12 protein-coding genes are annotated in these 12,229 nt (G+C 76.8%); 7 read left to right on the top strand and 5 right to left on the bottom strand.

Annotated features, from left to right (window positions below):
* Nucleotides 1-117 precede the first annotated feature (117 nt).
* Nucleotides 118-1,062, top strand: a complete 945-nt coding sequence (locus KGD84_RS10475; protein WP_220560075.1) for an ABC transporter ATP-binding protein — start codon at nt 118-120, stop codon at nt 1,060-1,062.
* A complete protein-coding gene (locus KGD84_RS10470) occupies nt 1,059-1,895 on the top strand; it encodes an ABC transporter permease (protein WP_220560074.1) in 837 nt (278 codons plus the stop codon). Before KGD84_RS10475 ends, KGD84_RS10470 begins: the two co-directional genes overlap by 4 nt.
* A gap of 510 nt (nt 1,896-2,405) precedes the next feature.
* Here KGD84_RS10470 and KGD84_RS10465 read toward each other — a convergent pair.
* A complete protein-coding gene (locus tag KGD84_RS10465) occupies nt 2,406-3,083 on the bottom strand; it encodes an MFS transporter (protein WP_260697207.1) in 678 nt (225 codons plus the stop codon).
* Nucleotides 3,084-3,252: 169 nt separating this feature from the next.
* Between KGD84_RS10465 and KGD84_RS10460 the strand changes: the two genes are divergently transcribed.
* On the top strand, nt 3,253-4,056 hold the full coding sequence (locus KGD84_RS10460; protein ID WP_220560073.1) for an inositol monophosphatase family protein: 804 nt from the start codon (nt 3,253-3,255) through the stop codon (nt 4,054-4,056).
* 19 nt (nt 4,057-4,075) lie between these two features.
* Here KGD84_RS10460 and KGD84_RS10455 read toward each other — a convergent pair whose 3' ends face one another.
* Entirely contained in the window at nt 4,076-4,768 is a 693-nt protein-coding gene (locus tag KGD84_RS10455; RefSeq protein WP_220560072.1) for an RICIN domain-containing protein, read from the bottom strand.
* Nucleotides 4,769-4,891: 123 nt separating this feature from the next.
* Between KGD84_RS10455 and KGD84_RS10450 the strand changes: the two genes are divergently transcribed.
* The 3 genes from KGD84_RS10450 (at nt 4,892) to KGD84_RS10440 (ending at nt 7,342) form a co-directional block, all read left to right on the top strand.
* Entirely contained in the window at nt 4,892-5,260 is a 369-nt protein-coding gene (locus KGD84_RS10450; RefSeq protein ID WP_220560071.1) for a hypothetical protein, read from the top strand.
* Nucleotides 5,261-5,266: 6 nt separating this feature from the next.
* Entirely contained in the window at nt 5,267-6,169 is a 903-nt protein-coding gene (locus KGD84_RS10445; RefSeq protein WP_220565663.1) for an EamA family transporter, read from the top strand.
* A gap of 66 nt (nt 6,170-6,235) precedes the next feature.
* On the top strand, nt 6,236-7,342 hold the full coding sequence (locus tag KGD84_RS10440) for a COX15/CtaA family protein (RefSeq protein WP_220560070.1): 1,107 nt from the start codon (nt 6,236-6,238) through the stop codon (nt 7,340-7,342).
* On the opposite strand, the gene KGD84_RS10435 is transcribed toward KGD84_RS10440, so the two are convergent.
* Nucleotides 7,290-8,564, bottom strand: coding sequence for a PrsW family intramembrane metalloprotease (locus KGD84_RS10435; RefSeq protein ID WP_220560069.1), 1,275 nt, complete (start codon nt 8,562-8,564; stop codon nt 7,290-7,292). The two genes, KGD84_RS10440 and KGD84_RS10435, sit on opposite strands and share 53 nt — an antisense overlap.
* A 153-nt stretch (nt 8,565-8,717) precedes the next feature.
* Between KGD84_RS10435 and KGD84_RS10430 the strand changes: the two genes are divergently transcribed.
* Nucleotides 8,718-9,116, top strand: a complete 399-nt coding sequence (locus tag KGD84_RS10430; protein WP_220560066.1) for a hypothetical protein — start codon at nt 8,718-8,720, stop codon at nt 9,114-9,116.
* Nucleotides 9,117-9,156: 40 nt separating this feature from the next.
* On the opposite strand, the gene KGD84_RS10425 is transcribed toward KGD84_RS10430, so the two are convergent.
* Entirely contained in the window at nt 9,157-10,473 is a 1,317-nt protein-coding gene (locus tag KGD84_RS10425; RefSeq protein ID WP_260697206.1) for a hypothetical protein, read from the bottom strand.
* Between the two features lie 454 nt (nt 10,474-10,927).
* Entirely contained in the window at nt 10,928-11,986 is a 1,059-nt protein-coding gene (locus KGD84_RS33545; protein WP_277615505.1) for a VWA domain-containing protein, read from the bottom strand.
* Nucleotides 11,987-12,229: the final 243 nt, after the last annotated feature.

Raw genomic sequence — 12,229 nt, 5'->3', positions numbered from 1 at the left:
CGGACACCCCGTCCGCCCCTCCCCCGGGGCGCGCCGCCGCCCCGCCGCTCCCCGCGCCGCCCCCGTGCGCGCGGGGCGGTGAAGGGCCTCGCGCGGGCGCACGTAGACTCTGGGCCCATGGACACAGCCGCCGTCGAGGTCGTCGACCTGGTCAAGCGCTACGGCGCCACCACCGCCGTCTCCGGCCTCACCTTCCGGACGCGCCGGGGCGCGGTGACCGCCCTGCTCGGACCCAACGGTGCGGGCAAGACCAGCACCATCGAGATCTGCGAGGGCTTCCGCCGCGCCGACGGCGGAAGCGTGCGGGTGCTGGGCCTGGACCCGGTCTCCGACGCCGACGCGCTCAAGCCCCGCGTCGGGGTCATGCCCCAGTCCGGCGGCGTGCCCACCGGGGCCCGCGCGGCCGAGTGGCTGCGCCTGATGGCCTCCTTCCACGCCTCCCCCGTGTCCCCGGACCTGCTGCTGGAGCGGCTGGGCCTGACCTCGGTGTCGCGCACCCCGTTCCGCCGCCTGTCGGGCGGGCAGCAGCAGCGCCTGTCGCTGGCCTGCGCCGTGGTCGGCCGCCCCGAACTGGTCTTCCTCGACGAGCCCACCGCGGGCCTGGACCCCCAGGCGCGGATGGCCACCTGGGACCTGGTCGCCGAACTGCGCGAGGCGGGCGTGGCCGTCATCCTCACCACGCACCACATGGAGGAGGCCGAGCGCCTCGCCGACCACGTGGTCATCATCGACCGCGGTGCCGTCGTGGCCGAGGGCACCCCCGCCGAACTGGCCGGGGGCCGCCGCGAGGTGTGCTTCTCCACCGACACCCCCGTCGACGCCGACGCCCTGCGGGAGGCACTGCCCGCCGGGACCCGGATCTCCTCCGCGCGCGGCGCGGGCGGCCGGAGCGAGTACGTGATCGGCACCGACGACCCCGGGGCGCTGGGCCCGGAGTTCCTCGCCACGGTGACCGCCTGGTGCGCGTCCGCCGGCGTCCTGGCCGAGGACCTGCGCGTGCGACGGCGTACCCTCGAAGACGTCTTCCTCGAACTCACCGGCAGGGAACTGCGCGAATCATGAGCGAGCACATCTCCAGCACCGCCGCGCCCGCGCCGGGCGCCGCGCGCCCGGCGGACGGGGCCGCGTCCCCGTTCGCCCCCGCCCCCGGCGCCGCGCCGATGTGGCGGATGGTCGCCGCGCAGGCCGGGATGGAACTGCGGGTGATGCTGCGCCACGGCGAGCAGTTCCTGCTGACCATGGTCATCCCCGTGCTGCTGCTGGTCGGCTTCAGCCTCACCTCCGTCCTGGACGTCGGCGAGGGCCCCCGGGTGGACGCGCTCACCCCGGGCGTCCTGGCGCTGGCGATCATGTCGACGTCGTTCACCGGGCTGGCCATCGGCACCGGGTTCGAGCGCCGGTACGGGGTGCTCAAGCGGCTGGGCGCCACCCCGCTGTCCCGGTTCGGGCTGCTGGCCGCCAAGACGCTGGCCGTGCTGGGCGTGCAGGTCATCCAGGTCGCGGTGCTGTGCGCCGTGGCGCTGGCGCTGGGCTGGGCCCCGGCGGTGTCGTTCGGCGGCGCGGCCGCGGCGGCCGCCCTGGTGCTGCTGGCGACCGCCGCGTTCAGCTCGCTGGCGCTGCTGATGGCCGGGACGCTGCGGGCCGAGGCCACGCTGGCCGGGGCCAACCTGGTCTACATCCTGCTGCTGGGGCTGGGCGGGGTGCTCTTCCCCGTCAGCGCGTTCCCCGGCCCGCTGGAGGCGGTGTCCTCGGCGCTGCCGATCACCGCTCTGAGCGAGGGGCTGCGGGCGGTGCTGGCGGACGGCTCCCTTCCCTCGGCGGGCTCGTTCGCGGTCCTCCTGGTGTGGGCCGTCGTCGGCGGGGCGCTGGCCGCCCGCCTCTTCCGCTGGGAGTGAGCACCGCGGCCCCGGCCGCGAGCAGGGGCACGGCCACCAGGGGCAGGGCCGCGACCAGGTAGCCCTGGGCGGGTGCGACCAGGGAGACGAGCACTCCCGCCGCCGCGCCGCCCGCGGACGCCCCGGCGTTGTAGGCGGTGTTGACCCACGTGCCCGCCCGGACCGCCCGCCCCGGCCCCGCCGCCGCGTCGGCCGCCAGGTAGGCGGTGGTGATCGCCGGGGTGGCCAGGACGCTCGCGGCGAAGAGCACGGCGCACAGCGTGAGCGGCCCGGACGCGGTCGCGGCCAGGAGCGTCGCCGCCCCGGCGCCCAGTCCGAGTCCGGCGAGACGGGCCTGCGGCCCCCGCCGCCACAGCACGGCCCCGTAGGCCAGGCCGCCGACGACCCCGCCCGCGGTCTGGGCCGCCTCGAACCACACCAGCAGCGCGGCGCCGCCGTGGCGCTCGGCGAAGGCGACGTGCACCAGCCCGGCCGCGCCCAGGGTCAGGCCCAGCGCCGCCGCCGTCGCCATCACGGGCAGCAGGGCCCGCCAGGGCGGCGGGCCGCCGTCCGGGGCCGGGTCCCCCTCCTCCGCGGCCGCCGCCGTGCCAGGGGCGCGCCCGCCAGCGGGACGGCCCCGGCCACCAGCAGGAGCGCGGCCCCGGCCAGGCCGGCCGCGGGCGGCGCGAACGGCAGCAGCGCGCCCAGCAGCAGCGGACCGGCGAGGAAGACCGCCTCCTCCACGACCGAGTCCAGGCTGTAGGCCCGCTGGCGCAGGCCGTCGCGGTCGTGGAAGAGACGGCTCCACAGGGTGCGGGTGACCGGCCCCAGCGGCGGGATCACCACTCCGATGAGCGCGGGCAGGGCGATCAGGGACCAGGCGGGGGCGCCCGGCCGCCAGGTCAGGAACGCCAGGGCGAGCAGGCCGGCGGCGGCCAGGAACGCCATCGGGACCAGGGCGCGCGGCATGCCGTGGCGGTCGATGAGACGGGCCCGGGCCGGCGCCAGGGCCGTGGCGGAGGCGCCGTAGGCGGCGGTGGCCGCGCCGACCACCGCGTAGGAGTCGGCCGCGGCGGTGACGGACAGGACCAGGGCCAGGCCCAGCAGGCCGAAGGACAGGCGCCCGAGCATGGCGGGCGCGAAGAAGCGGACCGCTCCGGGCGTGCGCAGGACGGCACGGTAGGAGTCGGCCCCGTGGGGCGAGGACATGGGTGTGTTCCCTCAGGGGGCGGCGGCGCGCGGGCGCCGCGGACGTGCGTGGACACCGGAGGGACCGCGGGCGCGGAGGGCGCGGCGGTCCGGTGTCGGTCTACGCACGGGGGTGGAACACGGGGCCAGGCTACCAGGCGTGTCGGGGCCCGGTCCTAGGATGGCGGGCATGATCGACATGGACGCGGTGACCGGAATCCTGCGCGATGCGGCCCGCGAGGTGATCCTGCCCCGGGCCCGCTCGCTGTCCGAGGGCGAGGTCATGGAGAAGGGCCCCGGCGAGCTGGTCACCGTCGTCGATCAGGAGGCGGAGCGGGTCATCACGGCCCGGCTGCGGGGGCTGGTGGACGCCCCGGTGGTGGGCGAGGAGGCGGTGGCCGCCGACCCCTCGCTGGTGGAGGCGCTGCGCACCGAGCCGGTGGTGTGGCTGGTGGACCCGCTGGACGGGACCCGCAACTTCGTCGAGGGCCGCCGCGAGTACGGGGTGATGGCGGCCCTGGTGCACGGCGGGGAGACCGTCGCTGCGTGGATCGTGCAGCCCGAGTGGGACCGCGCCTACGCCGCCGAACGCGGGGCGGGCGCCTGGCGCGACGGGACGCGGCTGCGCCGCGATCCGGCGCCGACCGACCCCGGGCGGCTGCGCGGTTCGGTGCTCACGCGCTTCCTGGCCCCGGAGGCCAGGCGGCACGTGGAGGCGTCGGTGCCGCGGTTCGCCGGGGTGGACGGCGGCGCGCACTGCTCCGCCGTCGACTACCCGCTGCTGTGCGAGGGCTCCCGGGACTTCCTGCTGTTCCACCGGACCCTGCCCTGGGACCACGCCCCCGGCGCGCTGCTGCTGGCCGAGGCGGGCGGGGTGTCGCGGCGGCCGGACGGGACGCCCTACCGGCCCGACCAGGGCCCGGACGTGCTGGGGCTGCTGAACGCCGCCGACGAGACCTGCTGGAAGACGGTGCGCGAGCTGCTGCTGCCCTGACCGGCGAGGGGGGCCGTGCTCAGCCCAGGGGGACGAGCCGCCACTGCTGGAAGGCGTGCCCGCCGTCGGGGGCCTGGACCACGGGGGTCCCGTTGTCCGGGGCGCCGCCCTGGCCCTCCAGGGCCTGGCCGGTGGCCCGGTTCACCAGGCGGACGACGCCGCCGCCCGCGTCGACGACGGTCCAGTGCTGGTTGGTCGCCCCGGTGCTGGTGAGCAGGGTGGCCGCGGCCTGGGCGGCCGCGTCGGCGGGGACCTCCAGGACCTTCCCGCTGCCCACGCCCGTGATCTCGTAGAACCCGCCCTCGACCGGCGCGAACCGCCACTGCTGGTTGGCCTGGTCGTGCCGGTCCCACAGGTGGACCGCGGCGCCGTTGCCGGTGGCGGCTTGGGCGACGTCCAGGACGCGGCCGCCGTGCACGTTCTGGAGGACGTAGACGGTCTCGGGGTCGATGCCCGCGGGGTGGGTGGGCTCCTCGGAGGGCTCCGGAGAGGGCTCGGGGGACTCCTCCGGCTCCGCGGGCTGGACCAGGACGCCCGAGACGGCGATCACCCCCTCCTCGGCGCGCGCGCTGTCGGAGGCGAACAGCCCGCCCACGTAGCCGAGGATGGCGGCGATGAGGACCAGGGCGGTGGCGCCGGCCAGCACCGGCCAGTGGGGTATGTACCGTTCCGTTGCGGCTCGGGGGGCGTCGCTGCGGCGGGATCGGGACATGGGGAACAGGGCTCCAGTGGGCGGGGTACGGTCCACCAGGAAGCATGTCATACCGTTTCGCTCCCTTCGTTCGTGTTCCCCCTGGAATCGGGGAACACGGGGCGTTCTCGGTAGGGTCCCCGCATGGAAGCCCTCGGAGTCCCGTGGTTCATGTCCGTGCGCCTGCTCGGGCCGCCCCTGCTCCTGCTCGTGGTCGGCGGGGCCCTGCTGCTGTGGCGGCGGCCGGGCCGCTCGAAGGCGGTCTGGGCGGCGCTGGCGGTGAACCTGCTGGCGGCTGCGCTGCCGTTCCTGTGGATCGGGGTGCAGGCCGTCACCGACCAGGCGGAGCGGACGGTGTACGGGCTGGTGATGACGCTGCTCCAGCCGTCGGTGTCCCTGGTGGCCTGGGGGCTGCTGCTGTGGGCGGCGGTCTTCCCGGCCCGCGCCCCGGACGGCGCGGCGGCCGCGCGGGAGGGCGGGCGCCCGGAGCACGAGTCACAAAACATAGGATGAATGACCATGGGCACCCCGACCACACCGAAGGCACCGTTCTCCCTGCGCACCGCGGCGGACGCGGTGCCGCCCGTCTGGCTGGTGCTCATCGGCATCGTCTCGGTGCAGACCGGCGCCGGGGTGGCCAAGAACCTGTTCGAGGTGCTGCCGCCCGCCGCCGTGGTCTGGCTGCGGCTGCTGACCGCCGCCGTGCTGCTCGGCCTGGTGGTGCGCCCCGCCTGGAAGGCGTACACGCGCGGCGACTGGCTGGTGGTGATCGGCTACGGCGTGGCGCTGGCCACGATGAACTTCTTCATCTACCAGGCGTTCGCGCGCATCCCCCTGGGCATCGCGGTGACCATCGAGTACCTGGGCCCGCTGGCGATCGCGGTTCTGGGCTCGCGCCGCCGCGTCGACCTGCTGTGGGCGGGCCTGGCCGGGCTGGGCGTGGCGGCCCTGGGCCTGGAGTCGGGCTCCCTCGACCCGCTCGGCATCCTGTTCGCGGCGCTGGCCGCGGTGTCGTGGGCCGGGTACATCCTGCTCAGCGCCGCCACCGGCCGGCGGTTCGACGGGGCGTCGGGGCTGGCGATCGCCGGCGTGGTGGGCGCGCTGCTGATGGCCCCGGCGGGCATCGCCCAGGGCGGGGCCGCGCTGCTGGACTGGCGGGTGCTGCTGTTCGGCCTGGCGGTGGGCGTGCTCTCGTCGGTGGTCCCCTACACCCTGGAGCTCAACGCCCTGCGCCGGATGCCGCCGCGGGTGTTCGGCGTGCTGATGAGCCTGCAGCCGGCCGCCGCCGCCCTGGTCGGCCTGGTCCTGCTGGGCGAGATGCTCACCGTCTGGCAGTGGCTGGCGGTGGGCTGCGTCATCCTCGCCAGCGCGGGCTCCACCCGCACCTCCGCCTCCTCCGGAACCGCCGAGCAGTCGCCGTAGGCGCAGGTCGCACACGTCGGCGGGGGCGCGTCACGACTCCCGGAGCCGTGTACTACGCTCTGTCGTATGTCTGATTCCCCGGCTTCCGCGGCGTCCGCCGCGATCACCCCCGCCCCGCTCGCGGCGGAGGACATCGCCCTGCTCGGCGTCCCCCTGTGGGCATGGCAGATCGCCGTCGCGGCCGCCGGCGTGCTGGCCCTGGTCCTGCTGGCCCGCAGTATCTGGGAGCCCACCGCGAAGTCCCTGCGCCTGTGGTCGCTGGGCAACATCGCCGCCAACGCGGGCATCGCCGTCACCGGCGCGACCGTGCGCGTGACCTCCTCGGGTCTGGGCTGCTCGGAGTGGCCCAAGTGCACGCCCGACAGCTTCGTGCCGATCGACACCGGGCACGCCGCGCTCAACGCCGCCATCGAGTTCGGCAACCGGACGCTGACCTTCGTCGTGCTGGCGGTGGCCGTCATCACGTTCGTGGCGTTCCTGCGGGCCCCGCAGCGCCGCCGCGACCTGGTGCGCCTGGCCGCGATCGTCCCCTTCGGCGTCCTGGGCCAGGGCGTGGTCGGCGGCATCACCGTGTGGACCGACCTGCACCCCGCGTCCGTGGGCGCGCACTTCCTGCTGTCCATGGTGATGGTCTTCATCACAGTGGCGCTGTACGTGCGCTCCCGCGAGCCCGAGGGCACGCCGCGGGTCTGTGTGAACCCGATACTGCACACCCTGAGCATCGGCCTGGTCGTCATCGGCTTCCTGCTGCTGATCGCCGGGACCGTGGTCACCGGCACCGGCCCGCACGGCGGCGACGCCGCCGCGCCGCGCTGGGGCTTCGCGCTGGAGGCCGTCACCAAGCTCCACTCGGCGCTGGCCTGGCTCACCCTGGCCTGCGCCGTCCTGGCCGCCGTGCTGGCGTTCCGCACCGGGGCGGGCCGCCCCGCGAGGACCGCCTCCCTGCTGCTGATCGCCGTGGTGCTCGGCCAGGGGGTCGTGGGCTACGTCCAGTACGCGCTGGCCCTGCCCGAGGGCCTGGTCGTCCTGCACGTGCTGGGCTCGGCGCTGACCTGGATCGCGATCTCCCGGCTGTACTTCGCCACCACCCGCCTGACCCCGGCGGACGGGGCGGCCGTCCTCACCGACCGTGCCGGGGAGAGTACTCCTGCTGAGCCCGCGCCTGGGCGATGACGTGGGCGAAGTCCGCGCGGCGTAGGAAGCCCGAGTCCGTGGGCCGCTCCGCCCAGCCCGGCGCCACCGGCTGGGGGAGGCGGCCCAGGAACGCGTCCCGGGACACGTGCATGAGGGCCAGGAACGCGTCCCGGCGCACCTTCCAGTCCTCCCGTCGCAGCCCCGCGTCCAGCTTCTTGTGCAGCAGCGCCAGCTCGGTCGCCGCGAGCTGGTACTCGCGCATCGCCTCGCGGCCCTTGGACCCCGCGTTGCGCGCCGCCCACTCGCGGGCCTGACGGCGCCCCTTGAGGGTGCTGAGCATGGAGATGTCGGCCGGGGTGACCAGCCCGGTGGGGATGTAGGGCGGCAGGTAGTGGGCGATCGCCTGGACCTGGCCGCGGCGGTCGTGGGCGGCCAGCGCCAGGACCCCCACCAGCACGGCGAACAGCACGAGGTAGGCCAGGCCCAGCCCGGTCCAGCCGAAGTAGGTGGAGGCGTTCCACATGCCGTGCAGCAGGACCGCGAGCACCCAGCCCGCGACCGGCGCGAGCAGGCGCAGGAAGCCCGGCCGCATGGCCGCGTAGGCGACGCCGATGCCGATCATCGCGGTGTAGAGCGGGTGCCCGAACGGGGCGACGATGCCGCGGATCGCGAACGTGGCGACCAGGGTCCCGTCGAAGAAGGCGCTGAGGAAGTACAGGATGTTCTCGGTGAAGGCGAACCCGGTCGCCACCATGCCCGCGTAGACGACGCCGTCGGTGAACGTGTCGATCTCGTTGCGGCGCCGCCACAGCAGGATCAGCAGCACCACGCCCTTGGCGCTCTCCTCGACCAGGGGCGCCACCGCCGAGGTGCCCAGGAAGTCACCCACCTCCTGCCCGAACAGCGGGACGGTGATCGCCGCGAACCCCCAGGTGTTGAGCAGCAGGGCCGCCACCACGGCCACGCCCGCGCCCCAGACGAACGCGAAGAAGAGCACCCAGCCGGGCTCGGGCTCCAGGCGGTCGAGCATGAGGATGAGCGGGACCAGGATCCCGGCCGGGATGACCGCGGCGACGAGCGCGACGACGAACCCGGTGGCGCCGTCGATGCCCGCGGCCGCGCCGCCCGCCAGGGCCAGGAGCCACAGGTAGACGAGCATGCCCGCCATGCAGACGAGGCTGACGGTGATCCCCAGGATCAGGGTGATCGAATGGCGGGAGCGGCGGCCCTGGAGCACGGCCTTGCTGTCGAGACGGGACATGGGCACCGATCGTAGCGGGATTCGCGGCCCGGGAAGCGGCCGGACCCGGCCGGGGACGTGTGGCGTCCGTGTCGTCTCCGGGCGGGGACGCGGGGCCCCGCGGGGGGACAATGGGCGGGTCGGCCGTACCGAGCACAGACGAAGAGGCCCGCCATGGACAGGACCACCACGACCACCGCTACACCGGCACCGCTGTGGGCGGTGCGCGTCGCCGCCCTGGCCCACCTGGCCGCGATCCTGTGGGAGGGGGCGACGGCGGGCCAGCTGGTGACGTTCAACGCGGCCGCCCTGCCGCTGCACTACTACGGGGCGTTCGGGGTGCACACGATGGCGGTGCTCCAGCTGGCGGCGGCGCTCTGGTACTGGAACTCGGCGGGCCGGGGCGGCGGGGTCCCCCGGACGCTGGCGCTGGTCAGCGGGCTGGCGCTGCTGTTGGGCTTCCCCCAGGCGGCGCTGGGCACCTACGGCCCGCTCCAGGCGCACGTGCCCCTGGCGCTGGTCCTGACCGGCACCGCCGTCTGGGCCGCCGCGCTGGCCTGGCGCCGCCCCTGACCCCGGCCCGGCCCGGCGGCGCCGCCGGGCCGGGCACCGGTCACAGGTCCCAGGCGAGGGTGTGCAGGCGGTGGCGGACCGCGGTGAGGTAGGTCGAGGCGGCCAGCCAGGCCAGCGCGAGCCGGTCCGGGGGCGGGGCCGCCGACTCCCCCGTCGCCGTGCGCACCCGTTCGCGCGCGGCCGCCGCCAGCGCGGTGAGCAGGTCGGCGCCGGTCCGCAGGTGGCGCTCGCGCAACCGTGTCCCGGGGTCGGCGGGGACGGCCTCCCGGCCGGCCTCGGCCAGGCGGCTCAGCACGCGGTCCAGCACCGCCGTCCCGGGGTCGGAGGCGGTGGGCGGCGGGGGCGCCGGCGCGGCCGGGACCGTGTCCGGGGCCGGCTCCGGGTCCGCCCAGCGCAGGGTGTCCAGCGACAGGTCGGCACGGCCGCGGCGGGCCCGCGGCAGGTCCGGCAGGCCGTCGGCGGTGATCGGCACCAGGCGGCCCGGGCGTTCCAGGACCGGGCGGGCCATGACCCGCAGCACCGTTCCCGGCTGCCGGGCGAGCCTGGCCAGGTTGCGGGCGCGCAGCGGGTCCCGGGCCCCGTCGGCGGCCAGGACGAGGGAGCGGCCGCCCGCGGTCGCCTCGGCGCCCTCCGGGTGCGGCCCGACCACGGTGAACTCGGTGAAGACCAGGTCGGCGCCGCTGCGGCGGGTAGGCGCGGCCAGGGCCGCCAGCGCGTCCGCGATCTGCTCGGCCGCCGGGCGCTCCCACAGCGCCGCGAGGGGTCCCTCGTCCCAGGGCGGGGCGTCGGCGGTGGCGGCCGTGGTGGCCGACATCCCGCTGAGCCGGCCGTCGGCGCTGGCGCCCACGCGCTGCGCGACGAGGGCGGCCCGCCCCAGGTCCCGGTGGCTCAGCGCGGTCCCGCCGAAGGAGACCCGGGCACCGTGCGCGGCGGCCGCCCGCTCGGGGCCTCCGGGCGCGATGTCGGAGACGCTCCACGTCCGGGGCGCTCCGTCGGAGACCGACACCAGGTGGGTGACCACGCCCGCGTACCCCGAGGCCGTGACGACGCGCTCGCAGCCCAGGCCGTACAGGCGCAGCGACCCGATCTCCGTGTAGGCGCGCCGGCCGACCCCGACGTCGGCCCGGGTGGGGGTCGGACGCTCCCCCTCGGGTCCCCCGCCCAGCCGCCAGGCCAGGTCGAGCAGTGCGGCGAGGGAGGCGGTGTAGGCGGACAGGTCGAAGTCGGGGGTGGGGTGGTCGCGCGGTCCGGCCGCCACGGCGACGCAGGCGGCGGACAGGCGGGGCAGGCGGGCGGCGCGCGCCAGGGCGGAGGCGCGCAGCAGTTCGGCGCGGCCGGAGGCCCCGGCGGCGCGCACCCCGCGGGCCAGGGCGCGGGCGCGGCGTCCCAGGCCGCGCGGGCGGCGGCGCGGGCCGCGGCGTCCGGCTCGACGGGTTCGGCCAGGGGGTCGTGGCCGGCGGGCGGCCCGGAGGGCTCCCCGTCGGAGGCGTCCGGGGGGTCGGCGGGTCCGTCGTCGGCCGTGGTGTCGAGCAGGGACACCGCCGACAGCAGGTGCAGGCAGCGCGGGGAGAGCAGGCAGGTGCACACGGCCTGGCCGGGGTCGGTGAGGTCGGCGCCGGTGAGGGTGACGGTCTCGCCGCCCGCGGCGACGGTCCACGTCCCGTCCCCGCGGGTCCAGGTCCACTCCCCTGCGGCGCGGGGCGCGGCGTCGAGCTTGCGGCGCACCCGTGCGGGCGCCGCCTCCACCAGGGCGGCGAGCAGCTCGGGGGCGATCCGGGGCCGGTCGGTCATCGTGGGTCCTTCCAGGGTGGTCAACCGCGCACCTTCTCACCGATCCACGCCGCCAGCTCCTCCGGGCCCAGCGCCGCCACCGGCATCCCGGCGTCGGCGAAGGAGGAGGCGATCGCGCGGTTGTACACGGGCGCGCCGCCGTGGTCGAGGGCGGCCAGGCCCAGCAGGTGGACCCCGCTGGAGGCCAGGGCCCGGACCTCGCCCAGGGTGCGGCCGAGGCTCCCGCCCTCCTCGAAGTCGGTGATGAGGGCGACGATGGTGCGGCCGGGAACGCGCACCGCGGAGCGGGTGTGCGCCAGGGCCGCGCCGATGTCGGTACCGCCGCCCACCGAGACCTCCAGCAGCAGGGCCAGGGGGTCGTGGACCCGGTCGGTGAAGTCGATGACCTCGGTGGAGAACGCGGTCAGGGAGACGCTCAGCGCGGGCAGGCCGTGCAGGATCGCGGCGACCAGGGCGGCGTGGATCGTCGAGCGCTCCATGGACCCGGAGACGTCCACGACGATGTGCACGTGCCAGTCGGCGCTGCGCCGGGCCCGGGTGGCGAACACCGGCCGTTCGGGGAGCAGCAGCGGCCCGTCCGGTCCGGGGCGGACGGTGTGCAGATTGGCGCGGACGGTGCGGCCCAGGTCCAGGCGGCCGCCCCGGCGGCGGGTGGGCCGGGGCACGGACAGGCCGGTCAGGGCGGGGCGCAGGCGGCGGGCGAGCTCGGCGGTGAGCCGGTCGGTGATGCGCTTGACCAGGGGCCGCAGCCGGGCCAGGCGCGCCTCGGGCAGGGCCCCGGCCAGGGAGAGGACCTGTTCGAGGAGGTCGACCGAGGGGGTGACGGTGTCGGGGTCCAGGTGGTCGAGGACGTCGGTGCGGCCGCGTTCGGCCGCCCGGCCCAGGACCTCCTCGCGCACGGTGGCCCCGAAGAGGGCCTCCAGTTCGTCGGACCACTCCCGGGCGGCGGGCACGGAGCGGCCGCGGCCGCCGGTGGGGTCCTGGGACCCCTCGCCGTGGCCGTGGCCGTAGAGCTCGTCCAGGGCGCGGCCCGCCCGCCGCGCGGGGGCGCCCCCGCCGTGCGGTTCGCGGCCGAGCACGAGCCGCCAGCGGTCGGCGGCGCCGATGGCGCGGGGCCCGGGGGCCGTCCCGGCCCCGGGGCGCCGTCCGCCCCGCGGCCGGGGCGCCCGATCCGGAACCGGTCCCCGCCCGCGGGAGGGTGTCCGGGGCCACGGCGGCGGGGGGCTCCGCGGCGGCGAGGCCGGGGAGGAGGGCCGGGAGGAGGGCGCCCACGGCGGCGCGGGCGACACCGTCCGCGTCGGTCAGGGCGGCGGCCAGGGCCG

The sequence above is a fragment of the Nocardiopsis changdeensis genome (genome assembly GCF_018316655.1).
Lineage (GTDB): Bacteria > Actinomycetota > Actinomycetes > Streptosporangiales > Streptosporangiaceae > Nocardiopsis > Nocardiopsis changdeensis.
The sequence above is the reverse complement of the archived record's forward strand: the minus strand, read 5'-3'. Positions and strand labels throughout refer to the sequence as shown.

Excerpts from the sequence above, each read along its gene's own strand:
- KGD84_RS10475 (WP_220560075.1), top strand. The coding sequence starts at position 118 with ATGGACACAGCCGCCGTCGAGGTCGTCGACCTGGTCAAGCGCTACGGC.
- KGD84_RS10470 (WP_220560074.1), top strand. The coding sequence starts at position 1,059 with ATGAGCGAGCACATCTCCAGCACCGCCGCGCCCGCGCCGGGCGCCGCG.
- KGD84_RS10465 (WP_260697207.1), bottom strand. The coding sequence starts at position 3,083 with ATGTCCTCGCCCCACGGGGCCGACTCCTACCGTGCCGTCCTGCGCACG.
- KGD84_RS10460 (WP_220560073.1), top strand. The coding sequence starts at position 3,253 with ATGATCGACATGGACGCGGTGACCGGAATCCTGCGCGATGCGGCCCGC.
- KGD84_RS10455 (WP_220560072.1), bottom strand. The coding sequence starts at position 4,768 with ATGTCCCGATCCCGCCGCAGCGACGCCCCCCGAGCCGCAACGGAACGG.
- KGD84_RS10450 (WP_220560071.1), top strand. The coding sequence starts at position 4,892 with ATGGAAGCCCTCGGAGTCCCGTGGTTCATGTCCGTGCGCCTGCTCGGG.
- KGD84_RS10445 (WP_220565663.1), top strand. The coding sequence starts at position 5,267 with ATGGGCACCCCGACCACACCGAAGGCACCGTTCTCCCTGCGCACCGCG.
- KGD84_RS10440 (WP_220560070.1), top strand. The coding sequence starts at position 6,236 with ATGTCTGATTCCCCGGCTTCCGCGGCGTCCGCCGCGATCACCCCCGCC.
- KGD84_RS10435 (WP_220560069.1), bottom strand. The coding sequence starts at position 8,564 with ATGTCCCGTCTCGACAGCAAGGCCGTGCTCCAGGGCCGCCGCTCCCGC.
- KGD84_RS10430 (WP_220560066.1), top strand. The coding sequence starts at position 8,718 with ATGGACAGGACCACCACGACCACCGCTACACCGGCACCGCTGTGGGCG.